The sequence below is a fragment of the Mucilaginibacter sp. cycad4 genome (genome assembly GCF_034263275.1).
Lineage (GTDB): Bacteria > Bacteroidota > Bacteroidia > Sphingobacteriales > Sphingobacteriaceae > Mucilaginibacter.
Genome location: NZ_CP139559.1, coordinates 5,972,907 through 5,988,700, shown reverse-complemented (window position 1 = coordinate 5,988,700; position 15,794 = coordinate 5,972,907). Strand labels below are relative to the sequence as shown.

The 15,794-nt window shown below is 45.5% G+C and carries 15 protein-coding genes; 7 read left to right on the top strand and 8 right to left on the bottom strand.

The window, feature by feature from the left end; translation table 11 throughout:
* Nucleotides 1–109 precede the first annotated feature (109 nt).
* From SNE26_RS24645 to SNE26_RS24630, 4 genes are all read right to left on the bottom strand, one after another.
* Nucleotides 110–1,132, bottom strand: coding sequence for a tryptophan 7-halogenase (locus SNE26_RS24645; protein ID WP_321556517.1), 1,023 nt, complete (start codon nucleotides 1,130–1,132; stop codon nucleotides 110–112).
* A complete protein-coding gene (locus SNE26_RS24640) occupies nucleotides 1,119–3,911 on the bottom strand; it encodes a hypothetical protein (RefSeq protein ID WP_321556516.1) in 2,793 nt (930 codons plus the stop codon). The genes SNE26_RS24645 and SNE26_RS24640 overlap by 14 nt, the downstream gene beginning before the upstream one ends.
* 24 nt (nucleotides 3,912–3,935) lie before the next feature.
* On the bottom strand, nucleotides 3,936–4,628 hold the full coding sequence (locus SNE26_RS24635) for a hypothetical protein (RefSeq protein ID WP_321556515.1): 693 nt from the start codon (nucleotides 4,626–4,628) through the stop codon (nucleotides 3,936–3,938).
* A 253-nt stretch (nucleotides 4,629–4,881) separates the two neighbouring features.
* The gene (locus SNE26_RS24630) at nucleotides 4,882–5,142 is read right to left on the bottom strand and encodes a hypothetical protein (protein WP_321556514.1); all 261 of its coding nucleotides are present in this window, start codon (nucleotides 5,140–5,142) and stop codon (nucleotides 4,882–4,884) included.
* An 87-nt stretch (nucleotides 5,143–5,229) separates the two neighbouring features.
* Here SNE26_RS24630 and SNE26_RS24625 point away from each other — a divergent pair, with 87 nt between their 5' ends.
* Genes SNE26_RS24625 through SNE26_RS24610 form a run of 4 tightly spaced genes read left to right on the top strand, consistent with a single transcriptional unit; the run spans nucleotide 5,230 to nucleotide 11,506 of the window.
* Complete coding sequence (locus tag SNE26_RS24625; protein WP_321556513.1) at nucleotides 5,230–5,955, top strand: Error-prone repair protein ImuA; 726 nt, start codon at nucleotides 5,230–5,232, stop codon at nucleotides 5,953–5,955.
* Entirely contained in the window at nucleotides 5,948–7,450 is a 1,503-nt protein-coding gene (locus tag SNE26_RS24620; protein WP_321556512.1) for a DNA polymerase Y family protein, read from the top strand. The genes SNE26_RS24625 and SNE26_RS24620 overlap by 8 nt, the downstream gene beginning before the upstream one ends.
* Nucleotides 7,447–10,659 (top strand): error-prone DNA polymerase, encoded by a 3,213-nt coding sequence (locus SNE26_RS24615; protein ID WP_321556511.1) that lies wholly within the window; start codon nucleotides 7,447–7,449, stop codon nucleotides 10,657–10,659. Before SNE26_RS24620 ends, SNE26_RS24615 begins: the two co-directional genes overlap by 4 nt.
* 37 nt (nucleotides 10,660–10,696) lie before the next feature.
* Complete coding sequence (locus tag SNE26_RS24610; RefSeq protein ID WP_321556510.1) at nucleotides 10,697–11,506, top strand: competence protein CoiA family protein; 810 nt, start codon at nucleotides 10,697–10,699, stop codon at nucleotides 11,504–11,506.
* 43 nt (nucleotides 11,507–11,549) lie between these two features.
* Here the strand turns inward: SNE26_RS24610 and SNE26_RS24605 are convergent, their stop codons facing one another.
* From SNE26_RS24605 to SNE26_RS24590, 4 genes are all read right to left on the bottom strand, one after another.
* A complete protein-coding gene (locus tag SNE26_RS24605; protein ID WP_321556509.1) occupies nucleotides 11,550–12,374 on the bottom strand; it encodes an SOS response-associated peptidase family protein in 825 nt (274 codons plus the stop codon).
* Complete coding sequence (locus SNE26_RS24600; protein ID WP_321556508.1) at nucleotides 12,323–12,622, bottom strand: hypothetical protein; 300 nt, start codon at nucleotides 12,620–12,622, stop codon at nucleotides 12,323–12,325. The genes SNE26_RS24605 and SNE26_RS24600 overlap by 52 nt, the downstream gene beginning before the upstream one ends.
* A gap of 170 nt (nucleotides 12,623–12,792) precedes the next feature.
* Nucleotides 12,793–12,981 carry a hypothetical protein gene (locus SNE26_RS24595; RefSeq protein WP_321556507.1) on the bottom strand — a complete coding sequence of 63 codons (189 nt, stop codon included), beginning with the start codon at nucleotides 12,979–12,981 and terminating at the stop codon, nucleotides 12,793–12,795.
* Nucleotides 12,982–13,032: 51 nt separating this feature from the next.
* Nucleotides 13,033–13,503, bottom strand: a complete 471-nt coding sequence (locus tag SNE26_RS24590; protein WP_321556506.1) for a hypothetical protein — start codon at nucleotides 13,501–13,503, stop codon at nucleotides 13,033–13,035.
* Between the two features lie 83 nt (nucleotides 13,504–13,586).
* Here SNE26_RS24590 and SNE26_RS24585 point away from each other — a divergent pair, with 83 nt between their 5' ends.
* From SNE26_RS24585 to SNE26_RS24575, 3 genes are read left to right on the top strand one after another with little or no spacing between them, the layout of a single operon-like run.
* On the top strand, nucleotides 13,587–14,480 hold the full coding sequence (locus tag SNE26_RS24585) for a DUF72 domain-containing protein (RefSeq protein WP_321556505.1): 894 nt from the start codon (nucleotides 13,587–13,589) through the stop codon (nucleotides 14,478–14,480).
* Nucleotides 14,481–14,486: 6 nt separating this feature from the next.
* Complete coding sequence (locus SNE26_RS24580) at nucleotides 14,487–14,714, top strand: hypothetical protein (RefSeq protein WP_321556504.1); 228 nt, start codon at nucleotides 14,487–14,489, stop codon at nucleotides 14,712–14,714.
* A 16-nt stretch (nucleotides 14,715–14,730) separates the two neighbouring features.
* Nucleotides 14,731–15,504 (top strand): DNA-formamidopyrimidine glycosylase family protein, encoded by a 774-nt coding sequence (locus SNE26_RS24575; RefSeq protein ID WP_321556503.1) that lies wholly within the window; start codon nucleotides 14,731–14,733, stop codon nucleotides 15,502–15,504.
* Nucleotides 15,505–15,794: the final 290 nt, after the last annotated feature.

Sequence of the window (15,794 nt, the reverse complement as noted above, 5' to 3'; positions counted from 1 at the left end):
TAGCTAGTTTAATAACGTCAAATAGTCCTCTTTTATCCCGATGAAGGTGGGAGGCCTTCTTAATTCGTACGCAAAAAAAGTTAAAATAAAAGACAAGGTCTCATGTTTTTTAGTCATCAAATATCCCGTTATGTACATAATATGACCGAAGCAGTTCCATTTTTTTAAGATAAAATCCCTTAAACCAGTCTGTGTAGTCCTTAGCGATGCTGGCTGTCTGGCGACCGGAATAAAATGCCAGTTTTACGCATTCCGCTGCCTGTATACCGGACATCAAGGCCATCAAGAGCCCCTGGCCAGAGGCTGGGTCAAGGATGCCGGCGGCATCCCCGCAAAGTATGATGCCTTCATAGGCCAATTTATCGTAAAGGCGCCAGCGCATATTCCGGTGTACGGATTGGAAAGAGTTTCCTGCCACGGGCGATATCGGCCTATGCGCATTACGTAAGGTCGAGACCGTAGTCCATGTACAATACTGGTGATCCTCTGGCGCTAGCCATTGCCAACCATGCCGGGTCATATCGAACGAGGTATGCAGTTGTGAAAATACATCATCACTGATACCGCTTGTTAGCCCTGTCCAGCAGTATAGAACGGGAGAATAAAAACTTTTTTTGAGGTTCAGTATTTTTCCGGCGATCTGACTATGCCCACTGGCATCGATTAGGTATCGGGCCTGATAGGTAATACCGGCCGATACTTTTACGACCATCCGGCCACCGTTTCCTAAAGCCAGGCTGGTTATCTTTTCATTGGAAAGAGTTTCGGTTCCTGACAACAGCGCTGCGGCGATGAGACCCTTTACAAATAAGGGCTTGTCGAGATGATAGCCCTGCCACTTCCCGTGAGCGTCGGAGCCCAGAAAATTTACAGAATTTCCTGTCGCGATCCCGTCATACCTCCCGCGACAGGACGCGGCCAAAAGATTAAATGCGCCTAAGGCGTTCAGAAGCGTTTCGGCCCCTGGGTGGACACTTTCGGACGGGGTTGTTTGAAAAAGCACATCGAGCGGGTTAAGGTTGCCGGTGATCATCAGGCAACGAAGCCCTGACTGCCGGCAGCGGATCGCGGTGGCGGCGCCAGCAACACCGCCACCCGCTATAATGACATCGAATTCGTTATCCTTTACCATTGTTCCACTGAACTTCTGCCGGACTGGACTTGCCCGTTGGCGGTATGACACACCAGACGAGATCCTCTTTGGTCACCTGGCAAACGTAGATATTTTTCAGGTTCAGTAGCCGTCGTTTACTATCGGGATGTGTCCATTGATATTGGTCCGGCGTCCGCTTAAATTCATAATACGGATCGACAAATACATATAAAAAGCCCGAGCCGTTCTTGGGGAGCCTAGAGATTGTGGCCCAGGCTTTATCCTGGCCTACAAGGGTTTTCGGAATTCCGATCGCCTGCGCTCCTGTTCTCCAGTCAGCGACCTCTTCAGCACTGACCAGCCAATATTTTGAATAGCGGAACTCTTCACCTTCGATCAACTCCTTACATTTCCGAAGGCATTCTATCCTCTCTACAAGTTGGGTGCAGGTCAGTTCCCTTAACCGGGACATATTAAACCCAGGGGCACTCTTCCCGATCAGGTTCTCTACGTAATCGGCTCGACCAATATCGGTAAAATGTACTTTGAACTCATCGCCGGCACGAATTAGGAACGGTCCTTGTTCGCCGTCCCATCCGAAGGAGGGTCCCATGACTTCCGCTTCTGCCACTCCCGGGTGTTCCGGGTGGATACCGATCTCCAAATCCATTAGAGGTATGGCTGTTGGGGGGACCGTCTGGTCTAGTATATGTTTTAATTTTTTCGGTGTTGGCAGCGGTTCCAGAGACCCCTGAAAGGTGCGTGCGGCATCTGGCGAAGCTACCGGCCACATGCCATTGGCTGCAGCGCATAACTTCATGTCCTCCGGGAATGGTGAGCCCAAGCCGAAAGTAGCGAGAAAAACTCGTTTCGGATCATCACCAGAGGAATAAGTGGCCTCCCAACCGGGTGCGAAGACAAATGCGGAGGTATCAGACAAAAAGCTGTTTACGTGGTAATCCCGCATTTTTGGCTGTTTGTAGATCTCTTTTGCTTTATAGGAGGTGTTGGTTGGAGTTCCGACGCTAGATACGATTGCCAGCATGGTGTCCGACACCTCGTACTCCAGATTAGTACCTTCGCCTTTAGCGATATTATTTTGTTCGTACTCAGGTGTGTTCGTCGTTTTCCTGAAAGGGAAAGCAACGGAGTCTTCTACCGGGTCCTGGATAGCTGGGTTAGGTCCAAGACGACAATAGCTAAGGTTCTCGACACCACCTTCAAGAAAACTACTGTTTCCTCTTTCATCATAATCGGTAAGGTCATAGCTATCGGATAGCGGAAAGAAATCAGGGGCCGTTGAAAGCGAAAATGCAGGCAGTACTTTCAGTTTTTGTCCAGTGATGACAGCAGTTACGCAACCCTCGCAGATATTGTCCTCAAATAATGCGGTATTATAACCCCCTTCTTTGATCAATGCCTCAAAATCCTTAGTTTCCGCGCCCAGATTTTCCGTTGTGCTATTGGAATTGATCATTCTATTACGGATGTTAACAAACATAGGCGCATTGCGGGGGGCGCTGAAGCGCGTTGCTTTGTATTTTGGATAAATACCCTCAGTTAGCACAAAATCGGCGATATCACTAACCCTTTTGTTCAGCAACTTCAACGACGTATATCTTCGGTCCGATTTGAACCCGTCCCCACCTTTGATCTTATCAACCTGAAAGTATACGATCTTCCCATTCTGTGTGGCTTTTTTGACCAAGGGAGCTGGCACTGGACTGACCAGTACAGATGAGCCTGCTGTGCGAAGGCTGATCAATTCACCATCGCCTTGTGGAGGTTGTCCCTGGGTTACATGAGACCTGTTCGTTTTGACAAACGGAGCTTGTCCCCGCTTGAATTGCGCCGGGATAACAACACCGCCATTTCGGTCCAGTTTTTCCAATTGCTCATTGATATGGCTTTCATGGAAAACAAGATTGGCACCGCCGATCATCTCGTCGCCGTCGAATATTTTCCTGATCGGCTGAAGAAAACTTCGCTGGGTTGCAAAAGGGAATATGCCATGGTAATCCCGGCGTTCCGCGCTGTAGAGGTTCACATCCTGATACCGCAACTTTTTGGCCAAGAACAATCCATATCTTGCGGGCGTTACCGCGATACATTTATTAGCCTCTGGGTCCTGCGGTTTGTTGGTAAAGCATCGCTTCGAGGCATCATAACTTAGCTGTTGGTCTCCAATACGGGCGATACCCGTGCGTGAAAATACATGGTCGGCATAAGGGCTGTCATCTGGGGTCTTAAATGCCGGACGGTATTCGTAACTGAACATGGCCAGAACAAAGTCGTCAGGTAAGCGGTCCAGCGGATATTGGAATACGTGTTGTGCATAGATATAGTTTTCCAAGATATCTAACTGCTCAAGGCTTGGAAAGCATGATGCCGGCATTGGGCTGCCATCCAAAACGGGTTTGACACGCGGACTGGCAAGAACGTGATATAATAGGCTCATGGAAGGCCTGCCGGGTTCTATAAGGCGCATTCCTGCAAAATCATCTAAACCTGAAAAATTGTTCATATTATTCAATGGCTTGGCAAACACTGTCGCCAAAGCATCCGCTGACACATCAAAGTGAAGATTCGTTACTGAAGTCAGGTACGTATGCCAGCCTTTCGTCTTTAGCCATCCGAAAAGGTCCCAAAACTGTTTCTCAATGATCTGCGGGGCACGAGACGGCTTAAACAACTTTAAAATGGAATCATCGCTGTCAAATTCAAAAGCTACCGGAACAATTCGCTTGCCAAAAGCTGGTGTAGCAGTTGCTGACACAGCAGCTACTGCTATATATTCTATGAACTTTCTTCTTTTCATGTTATACTAACCTCGAGGTATTTATTAACGAAGATCCTCTGGCTTAATGAAGGATAGTTCCTGCGGACGAAATGTAAGTTGTTTAGATAAAGTAGAATCGCCTAAAAAACCATGAACTCCATCAATACTGCTTTGCATGATGTTAAATCCTTCTACATCATAGGGTTTATTTACGACCGGTTTAAAGAATTTTACGATAGGAATGCCGGTTATGCCATAGGACTGCAGGCTGTAATAGACCTGGGTCTTACCGCTTTCTAATTGTACGTTCGCGGCGATATAGGGAAGTTTATCGATACTTAGCCCTTTTTTCAGTTTTTTGATGAGCAGGTGATAAGAATACCCCACCCCGTAAACTTTTTCTATATTATTACACACGACGATCTTTGGCTCGACATAATAAACATTATAGCTGATCTCTTCTTTCTCCAGTTTTAAACCGCCGAAACCTGGAACACTTACGCCTGCTTGATCTTTGCCATTGTATATTTTAATAACGGTCTTATAGTTATCCAATTCCTCGCGTGTCGTAGGGCCAGTACAACTGTTCATGGGCAAACCGTTTTTCTTAAATGACGAAGCATTAGCTAGGTAAGGGAAATTTTTTAATAGCAGTTCGCCTTTGTCGGTAACAGCGCTACCGGGGACAAAGCCTTCTCCTGATTGGCAGGCGTACAAAAAAATGCTGATGCAACACAGGAATAGTGTCTTCTTCATGATAAGGTAATTAGATAGTTAATGATTGAACTTCCGGCGTTCAGGTGCCGTGCATAAATATACTACATCACCTACTGATATTCAAATAGTTAAATTAAAATAATAAAAATATTTATTGTAATAAAAAAAATCACGCTCTGAGTCGGGCAAACTCGGAGTATTCCGAAAAGTGATAAACGGAACTTTGGTCTGCCGATAGCGGCAATGGGACCGCTAGAAGGGTATTTAAAAAAAGGGATCCAGTTAATCTTTTTTATAAATTTTTAAGCAATTGTTCCATTTCCCGTTGATGTCCGGTAATAAAGCCGGCCAGCTCTTCCTGTTCATCTACACTTAATTCATTACCATCATAAATCCAGTTATCATTTTGATCGAATAAGATCCGGCCGATGAACAATTCCGCAAGCGCGTCATACAATTGATAACCGTCGCCTTTGTCCGGCAATACTCTGATCCATCGCTCTGTATTGGTTTTAGCCATTTCCGGCTGTTCTTCAAATAACTTACTTCTCATAAAACAAAAGTGAATAAAAAAATGTAAAAAAGTATAATAGAATGCTAATATTTTTAGCATAGTTTTGTAGTCCCCAAATTGATCGTCATGACAGCCGCAAAAGAAGATATCATCAATCAGCTCCGGCAGGATATCCTGCAATGGGAAGGATTCAGACCGCCGCAGCCAGGCAGCACCGGCAGTATCGGACTTGGCCCGGTCGAAAACGCTTTTCCACATGGGGTATTCCCTACAGGCGCTATCCACGAATTTGCCAGCCTGTGTCCTGAAGATACGGCGGCTTGCGGTGGCTTTGTTGCAGGATTAGTAAAAACGCTGCTTGACCAGGGTGGTGCCTGTTTATGGATCAGCTGGTCGCGGCGTATCTATCCGCCCTCACTCAAATTATTTGGTGTTGAACCGGACCGGGTGGTTTTTGTCGATGTGCCGCAAATGAAAGATGTGCTTTGGGTAACCGAGGAAGCGCTGAAATGCGAAGGAGTCGCGGCGGTGATCTGCGAAGTGAATCAAATGAGCTTTATGGAATCCCGAAGGCTTCAACTGGCCGTAGAACAAAGCCATGTAACCGGTTTTGTTATTCAAAAAGGAGCAAAGAAGTTTGGTGCGACCGCAAGTGTCGCCCGATGGCGGATAACACAAGTGCCAAGTCAATTACGTTCCGGCATGCCGGGCGTTGGCTTTCCGCGCTGGCAGGTCGACCTGCTGAAAGTAAGGAACGGCAATCCGGGAAGCTGGACAATAGAGTGGTCAGAACGAAGGTTTACGGCGATAATACCACAGGCAAGTGTAGAAACGGTGCGTCAATATGCCTAAACGTTTTGTTTCCATATGGTTCCGACATTTGTTGACCGATTGGAAGGTTATCCGTCAATCATCGCTCAAAGGGCGTCCTTTTGTTTTTGCGGAGCCTGATCACGGGCGGATGGTCATTACAGCGGCAAGCAGCGCTGCCGAAAATTTAGGAGTGAGTGAAGGTATGGTGGTAGCTGATGCCAAAGTGCTTACTCCTGATTTGCAGGTGTTTGACGGTAAACCCGGACGTAACCTTAAATTGCTTAAAGGCCTGGCGGAATGGTGCCTGCGTTATTCTCCGCTGGTGGCAGTTGACCCGCCGGACGGTTTGTTACTGGATGTTACCGGCTGCACGCATCTCAAAGGGGGCGAAAGGGAATTTTTAAAAGATATGGTAATCCGGTTAAAGGGCTTAGGTTACGACGTCCGACCGGGAATGGCCGACACTATCGGCTGCGCCTGGGGCGTAGCCCGCTGCGCTTCATCCGGTCTGATCGTGCCGGAAGCCGGGCATCGAAATGCCCTGATGCCATTGCCGCCGTCCGCACTACGCCTGCCCACTGATCTGCTTCTGAAATTACAGAACCTTGGTTTATATCAAATCAGCAGTTTTATTCATATTCCAAGAGCCGTACTGCGGCGCAGGTTTGGAAAAAATATGGTTTTAAGAATGTTACAGGCCCTCGGTCAGGAAGAAGAATTTCTGCTTCCGATGAAAGAGCCCGTTCCATATAGTGAACGGTTAAGTTGCCTGGAACCTGTCAGTACACGTACAGCTATCGAAATCGCCGTTAACAACCTGCTGGATAATATCTGTAAACGCCTTCGAAATGAGGGCCTGGGATTGAGAAAGGCGACGATAACCTATTATCGTATTGATGGTGAAAAAGGCACGATTGATATAGGCACCAATCACGCCAGCCATCACATTGAACATCTTTTCAAACTTTTCAGCCTCACTTTGGATACGGTCTCACCAGGTATGGGCATCGAACTCTTTGTGTTGGATGCCTGGCAAACAGAACCTGTAGATGCACAGCAAAAGGATCTTTGGGCCGCCAAACCGGGAGCGGACAGCAAACAAGTTGCAGAGCTCCTTGATCGCGTTGCGGGAAAGATCGGTTCTGATGGGATCCTGCGTTTTTTGCCTGATGAGCATTACTGGCCGGAGCGGAGTACAAAACCAACAAGCGACATCAAAAAAAAGCCGGAAACAGAGTGGCCTGCCGATAAACCTCTGCCCGTACAATTGCTGGCAGTGCCCGAGCCTATTAAAGCAACGGCATTAACACCCGATTACCCGCCGATATTATTTTTATATAGAGGCCGGAGGCATGAAATTAAAAAGGCAGACGGCCCCGAAAGGATTGAGCGGGAATGGTGGATCGAGCCTGGTGAACACCGTGATTATTATGTTGTCGAAGATCAGGACGGCCGGCGTTACTGGATCTTTAGATCAGGGCATTACAACGGCATACAGGAAGATCACTGGTTTTTACACGGCTTTTTCGCATGAGTTACGTCGAATTACAAGTCACGAGCAATTTCAGTTTCCGGCGCGGTGGTTCTCACCCCGAAGAACTGGTTGACCAGGCGGCTGACCTCGGCTATGACGCGATCGCAATTACCGACCGGAATACGTTTGCCGGGGTAGTTCGTGGCTATGTCGTAGCAAAAGACCGGAACATCAGGATCATACCGGCCTGTCGCCTTGACCTGCTTGACGGGCCGAGCTTACTGGCCTATCCAAAAGATAAAGATGCCTATGCCCGGTTGTCTGCTTTATTAACCTTAGGCAACCTGCGTGCAGAAAAAGAAAAATGTTTTATCTATAAAAAAGATGTCTACGAATATGCTGAAGGCAGCTATTTCATTGTTGTGCCGCCCGCGAACCTGAATCAAAGCTTTGAGTTTGAAATGGTGTTCAAAAATGATCTGCGGGAATTTCAAGCGCATTTTAAGGATGCACTCTACATTGCGGCAACAAAATATTATACCGGCGATGATGCCAAACGGTTATTTCTCCTGGCTGAATTAGGAGTGCCATTAGTCGCCACGAACGATGTTCATTATCATCATCCGTCCCGTCGTGAGCTCCAGGATGTATTGACTTGTGTAAGGGAAAAATGTACCATTTTCAATGCCGGCTATAAATTGCACAGGAATGCCGAACGGCACCTGAAAGCCAGGGAAGAAATGGAGCGATTATTCCGGAATTACCCGGAAGCCATCGAAAATGCCGCTAAGATCGCTGACGGTTGCCGGTTCGATTTGAAATCGTTGAAATACCAATACCCGCGGGAACTGACCACGGATGGCCGTACCCCGGATGAACAACTGGAGGTTTTGGCCTGGGAGGGTGCAAAGAATTATTATGGCGAAAACCTGCCGGATAAGGTAGTTAAGCAAATCAGATACGAACTGGACTTTATCAAAAAGACCGATAATGCGAATTACTTTCTGACCGTGGAAGACTATGTACGCTGGGCCCGTGAACATGGTATACTTTGCCAGGGTCGTGGCTCAGCGGCGAACTCGACTGTATGTTTCTGCCTTGGCATTACATCCGTCAACCCCGATAAATTCAATCTGCTTTTTGCCCGGTTCATGTCCGAAGCCAGGAACGAGCCGCCGGATATCGATGTTGATTTTGAACATGAAAGAAGGGAAGAAGTGATCCAATATATTTTTAACCGGTTTGGCCGTGACCGTGCTGCGATCTTACCGACCGTGACCGTTCTCCATCAGAAAGGTGCGATCCGGGATGTGGGCAGGGCCATGGGGTTGTCGATGGATACCGTTAGTCGCCTGTCCAACGCGATCTGGGAATTTACGGACGAGTGGTTTGAAGAAGGCAAACTACTGGAAATGGGGCTGAACCCGAAGGAACCGCTGATGCTGAAAGTATTGGAACTGACCTCTCAACTGATCGGGTTTCCCCGGCAATTGGGGCAGCATACAGGCGGTTTTGTGATCACCGAAGGCCAGCTGAGTGACCTTTGTCCCATCTTCAAGGCAAGAATGCAGGACCGCACCAACATCGAATGGAACAAGGATGATATCGACGCGCTTGGTTTTTTAAAGGTGGATGTCCTGGGCCTGGGCATGCTGACCTGCATTCGCAAAGCATTTGACCTGGCTAAACAGCATTACGGGTTGAACCTTACATTAGCCAATATTCCGCAGGATGATCCAAAAGTTTATGAAATGATCACAGCGGCCGATACCCTGGGCGTTTTTCAGATCGAGAGCAGGGCACAAATGTCCATGCTTCCCAGGATGAAACCCACCTGCTTTTATGATCTCGTAATAGAGGTTGCGATTGTCAGGCCCGGACCAATACAGGGAGATATGGTACATCCGTACCTGCGCCGCAGAACAGGTGAAGAAGCCGTGGATTACCCGTCGGAGGAAATCAAGGCGATATTGGAGCGAACATTGGGCGTCCCTTTGTTCCAGGAACAGGCGATGGAAATTGCTATTGTCGCTGCCGGCTTCACACCTGCCGAGGCTGACTTATTACGCCGGAGTATGGCTACATTTAAATTCAACGGGCTGGTTACCAAATTTGAACACAAGCTGATAGGCGGCATGGTGGAACGCGGGTATACCAAGGAGTTTGCGCAACGTATTTTTAAACAACTCGAAGGGTTTGGGAGTTACGGCTTCCCCGAGAGCCATGCGGCGAGTTTCGCCCTTTTGGTCTATGTTTCCTGCTGGCTCAAATATTATTACCCGGATGTGTTCGCAGCCGCGCTTTTAAACAGCCAGCCAATGGGTTTTTATCAACCGGCACAAATTGTCAGAAACGCCTCGGAACACGGCGTCAAAATTTTGGCCATAGATATTAATCTTTCTCAATGGGATAATCTATTGGAACATAAATGCGGAGATTATTATGCATTACGCCTGGGCTTTCGGCAAATCAAAGGCATCAGAGACGATGAAATAAAGATGCTGATCGCAGGACGGCAAGGAAAATACACAGCTGCAAACCAGTTATGCGAGGCAGGCGTGTCGGTCGCTACGCTTGAATTACTCGCCAATGCTGATGCTTTCCGTTCAATGGGTATGGACAGACGGCAGGCGCTTTGGGAAGTAGCTGCGCTGAAAGACCGGCCTATCGGCGCCTTTGAAGGTCAGCCCTCCGAAAGTGAGTTCGAACCACAGGTCCAATTACCCTTAATGAAGACTTCAGAGCACGTAGTACAGGATTATGCGACTACCGGTCTATCTATCAAAGGACATCCTGTAGGCTTTATACGCGACAAACTGAATTTGTTCAATGTGCTATCCTGTAAACAGTTAAGTGACTGTATCGACGGCCAAATAGTCAAAGTAGCTGGATTGGTGTTAGTACGTCAGCGGCCCGGTACGGCAGGTGGCGTTTGTTTCATTACGCTGGAGGATGAGACAGGGAACAGCAACCTGGTTGTATTCCCCCAGCTTTTTGATAAATACCGTAAAGAAATACAAAACGCCCGTCTGCTGATGGTGGAAGGCAAAATCCAAAAAACTGAAGTCGTTCACGTTATCGTTCGCCGTTGTTTTGATTACACCAGTCTTTTGAGTAAATTAACGGCTATTCAAAATGATCAGCAACCTGTTCTTACGTTATCGCGTGCAGATGAAAAAGCATCGCCATTCGTTCCGGTAGATAAACGTACGCAAGTTCGTGGGCCGGCTCCGGATGAATATTTAGATAAGGGTAGGAATTTTAGATAACTAAGTGTTTATTTAAGTTTCAATATTTAAGTACGATATGCGTTTTGCAATGGTTGACGACTTGCGAATTGAAGCACAAACCGGCTTGGCCGGGCTGTGCCCCAGATGTGCAAAGCCTGTTATTGCTAAATGCGGATCTCGAAGAATTCATCATTGGGCCCACCGCAGCATGACAAGGTGCGATAATTGGTGGGAGCCAGAAACCTATTGGCATCGCTTATGGAAAAATAAATTTCAGGCAGAATGGCAAGAGTTTATTCTTTCTGATGAACTAACTGGCGAGAAACATATTGCCGATGTCCGCACCAGTCAAGGCTACGTCGTTGAATTTCAATATTCGTCTATCGATCCAAAAGAAAGAGCCGCACGAGAAAACTTTTATCAAAACATGGTCTGGGTAGTTTACGGCATGCGGAAAAAGAAAGACTATGGCCATTTTTCCAAAGGCAAAAAGTGTTTCATTATATTGAAACCCGGCATATATCTCGTAGGATACCCACAAGGATACTTTCCATTAGATTGGCTACAGTCGTCAGTGCCGGTCATCTTTGATTTTTGCAACGTGGACGAGACCGGTGAATATAAAGAGATAGAAGAGTTACTGTATTGTTTATTTCCTGTACGTTTTGACAACTGCGCAGTTGTCGCTGAGATATCACGCAAGGCTTTTGTTAATTGTTTGATTAATGGCTCATGGCCAACAAGGATTAGGGATTACATGACTTTGCTAAATCAGGAAAAGGAAAAGAGGGTAACTGACTTCGAAAAATTACGGCCGAAGCCTGATGAAATGAATGTTGAGGGCTTTTTAAGGGATGCACAACGACATAAAAACAGAGGTTTATAAATAAATACATCTTTTTCGTTCGCTATCTATGCTTTATGTTGTATCAAGCAGCAGGATAAAGCAGTGTTTCCTCGGTATCCATATAACTCATATCAATTGGTGGCAACATATCGTAGGTTGTGGGATTTGCCTCTCGTTGTAAGTATTCTTTGGTGATAGTGCAATATTCCATTTCTTTAGACGGTACCTGTGTACGGGCAATTTCCTGCATTCTTTCAACAGATGGATTTCCAAGCAACCATTCATAAGCAACGTCATCGCTCACAACTGCCGGCATCCGCCACTTGTTATCTTTATTGTGAATTTGACGCATCAGGGCATTAGCTTTGGTCGTAGCAAAAGCGAATGTATAAACCAATTCTCCGGTTTCTTTATCCAGCACCTGATTATATAAACCAGGCATCCACCAGTATTCCTTATCTTTTATAGTCACCATATAAGGATAAGCATCCGTGGTTTTTAAAGGTTCGCCTTTCTTTCCAATTTTATTGATATGCCGGTTTTCTACCATGCCGGTGGAAAGCACCAGGCAGGTCCGTCCATTTTTAACCGCACTTGCCCACATCGAAGGTTCTCCTTTATCATTCAGGAGCATGTTTTCAGATTTGAAGTTCATTGTGGTGTATTTCCGCAAAAATAATTGCGCGTCTTCGTGCGTTTTAATACCGTAAGGCATGTAACCCCAGTGCGCCTGCACCAGTTCAAAATCTGTTTTATCGCTGTTGGCAATGGCGATGGCCGAGGGCTGGAACATGAAGCCATTATGTACGCCTACATTTAGAAAATTATACCGGCGAACTTCCTTTTCCAGGTTTTTTAATCGAATAAACTCGGCACGGGTGACTTTTTGTCCGTTGTAGTAACACATATCTGTATATTGCTTCTAAGATAACTGGCAACAAGCTTGCCGACTTCTTCAGCCAATGCTTGCCGCCCTTCAGGAATTGACGTCCAAAACTTTTTATCATCCTCGTCATGGGCAACAGTGATGATCAAGGGCAGGAGCGCGCGTTTCGAAAACTCGATACGAAATACCCGGCCTGATTTCAAATCATGTTCGGTCACAGTTGCCGGAGCTCCGTCATAAACGATATCGAATTGCTTAATTACTGACATTTGAAGTTACAAAGAATTCAGGAATAATACAATGCTAATATAGTTAGTATTTTGTGATTTCCAAACCCTTATTTACATTTTTAAATCTCGTTCCACTGTTTACTTTGATTTTTGATCACCTTCCCAATGATAAATTAACAGGGTTGTCTTTTTGATATTACACAGTAAAGCTAAAAACTGCTCAGGCCAGCGTCGATCTGCTCGCCAATTCCGCTAATATCATCCAGACTAAGCCCGGTATCGCCAACGTGAATATAGCCCCCAACTGTTTTACAAATTGTTCCGATAATGTCGTTATCTTGTTTTAATAAAAAACAGGGACCTGCGTGTCCGGCACATTCAGTTTCGATAGCTTCCATATCGCAATGCTTGTCACCGATAACACAAGAGATTTGTAGAGGGTCCATGGCTTAATCGTTAAAACTTTCAATCTTTGATACGAGTTTCTCGAACAACTCGGCCGGGAGCGGATCACCTGCGATTTGCTCCCAGTCTTCGTTATGTTCAATAACGCCAATGAAAATGCCGTCTTTTTCGATTCCGAAATGTCCCTCATTGTCCGTGATCCGGTAATGGTGTTCCGTGCCATCTACAATCTCTGAAAAAGCAATTGAATCAAACGGTTCCTTTTCTTTTATGAATTCCACGATCTGATCTTGTTCTGCACAGCTGAATGCATCGCCCGTAAACTCCCATTCCCCCACCTTGTAAAGATGAAAAGCTACTTCCCCCAATTCCTTCCCGGTCAAGTCAGTATCTGTTAATCGATAAACGCCTGTAAATTGTTTGGCCCCTGGGAGCTCTATCAGCACAGGCTCTATGGTGACGGTCTGTTTAGAGCCATCATCTTTATTGACTGTAAATGTGGTGATATTGATCATAACGATGTTTCCTATATAGCAATCCATAAGAAAAAATGTTTGTATCATATCCGTCTGACGAATATCATGCGTAACTTCGGCCTATGCATTTTGGAAGAATCGAAACAGATTTATCTAACGTTGATTATAGCTTGCCTGCTGATAGTGCCATGACTATATCTACTTTGCAAGGCTCTCAGCCCTCAAGTGGGTTTCAAGCTTATATAGGTGCGCCGAAGTGGGGTTACAAAAACTGGATTGGTACAATATTTCCCAAGGGTACGAAAGATGCGGACTTCTTAGGCAAATATGCCAGGCATTTTAATTCAATTGAGTTCAATGCTACATTTTATCAAATCCATTCTCCTGAGCGGATTTTTGCCTGGAAACAAATGGTAGAAGAAGTTCCATATTTTAAATTCTGTCCTAAATTTCCGCAAAGCATCTCTCACATACGACGGTTCCGAAACGTGGAAGAACAGACCAACGAATTTTATACCAGCATATCCGTTCTTGGTACTCACCTCGGTCCGTTGTTCCTGCAACTGCCGGATAACTTTTCGTCGAAGTTCTTATCAGAGCTGAAGACCTATTTGATAACACTGCCGGCTGAGGTACCGGTATTTGTTGAAGTACGTCATAAGAATTGGTTTATTGATAATGGGGAACGTGATAACCTGTTTAACTGTCTTAGAGAATTAAACATGGGCACAGTTATTTCCGACACCGCAGGCAGAAGAGATTGTCTTCACATGACCTTGCCAATTCCACATGCCTTTATTCGATTTGTGGATAGTGGCGATGAGCCGACCGACTTGCTGCGACTAGAGGGATGGATTAAACGTTTGAAAGAATGGAAACAACAAGGATTGCAATCCTTATACTTTTTTATCCATGCAGGTGACGCGCCGTCATTGTCATTGTACGATTATTTCATAACCAAACTCAACCAGGAACTCCAATTAAATATTCAGTTGCCAGGGGAAACGCCCCATTAACATACTATGGAAGATCAAACTCCGGTATTTAGTTTCGAAATAGAATACGCAGGCGAAACCGTAATTTGTAAAGTGATCATGCAGTCGATAAACTATGATGTGCTGTTTAACGAACGCTTTATGGCTACAATAGGGCATACCGGCGAATGGACGTGGATACAGGAATCCGGCGTGATATTGCCAGATTCAGTTATTGAAGAAATTGGCTACCGGATAGAGAGTGAATATAAATAACCTTAAAAATAGAGTCATGCCAGAAATACCGGATCTAAATATATTTAGCAGCAATCTTACTAAAAAACTTGTCGGAAAGACATTATCGTTAGTTGATATTCTGATAACCCGGCAACTTAAAGTCCCCGCCGCAGACATCAAGACGGCGTTGGAGGGCCAGCTTTTAAATAAGATAAACAGAATAGGTAAGGAGTTACGTTTTGAATTTCAAAATGGCCGTGTGTTAAGTATTCACCTGATGCTTCATGGTACTATGTTTTGGTTTGAGGGTAAAAATGAAAACAGATTTACCATCGCTGAGCTGTTATTCGATGATGGTACTGGATTGGCAATAACAGACTGGCAAAAGGCTGTCATATTAACCTTGGATCCAAAACCAGCTACGGCCCCTGACGCTTTGGCTATCCCACCCGGTTATCTGCATTCTGCTCTGTCAAAACTCTCGAAACCGATCAAAACCGTTTTAACTGAAGGCAAGACTGTTCAGGGGATTGGCAACGCCTATGTAGATGAGATCCTATATGCCGCGAGAATATCGCCCTTTTCTAAAGCGAATAAAATTCCTGAGATGAATATCGACATCCTGGTTGAGGCGATCAATACGGTCTTAGTTGATGCAGAAAATCATATCCGTCAAAATTTTCCGGATACCATCACCGAAAAAGAGCGTGATTTTCTGCAAGTACACCGGCCAAAGCAAACCTTGACGCTCAATGGTGAGGTGATTCTCAAAGCTGAATTGGATAAGCGTAAAACGTATTATGTTGAAAGTCAGCAATTTTTCGAATAATATTCTATTTTTATAAATGCTCGTAATAATTTTTACAAGAATTGGATAGCATTTCACAAAGTTCCAATTATAAGATAATTAACAGATTGGTAAATCTATGTGTCTAAACCAATCCGGATATCTTTTAAAAGATTCAGTCGTGTTTTGAACAGATGTTTACCATTTCAACATATTTTTTGGAAAGTCATCCGGTATAGATTCGAAGAAAGTTTTATTTCCCGGAGAGGTTTTTATCCTGTGGGCAATCGACCGATATATCCAACAGCGACGAAGAATAGAAAAAAATCGGA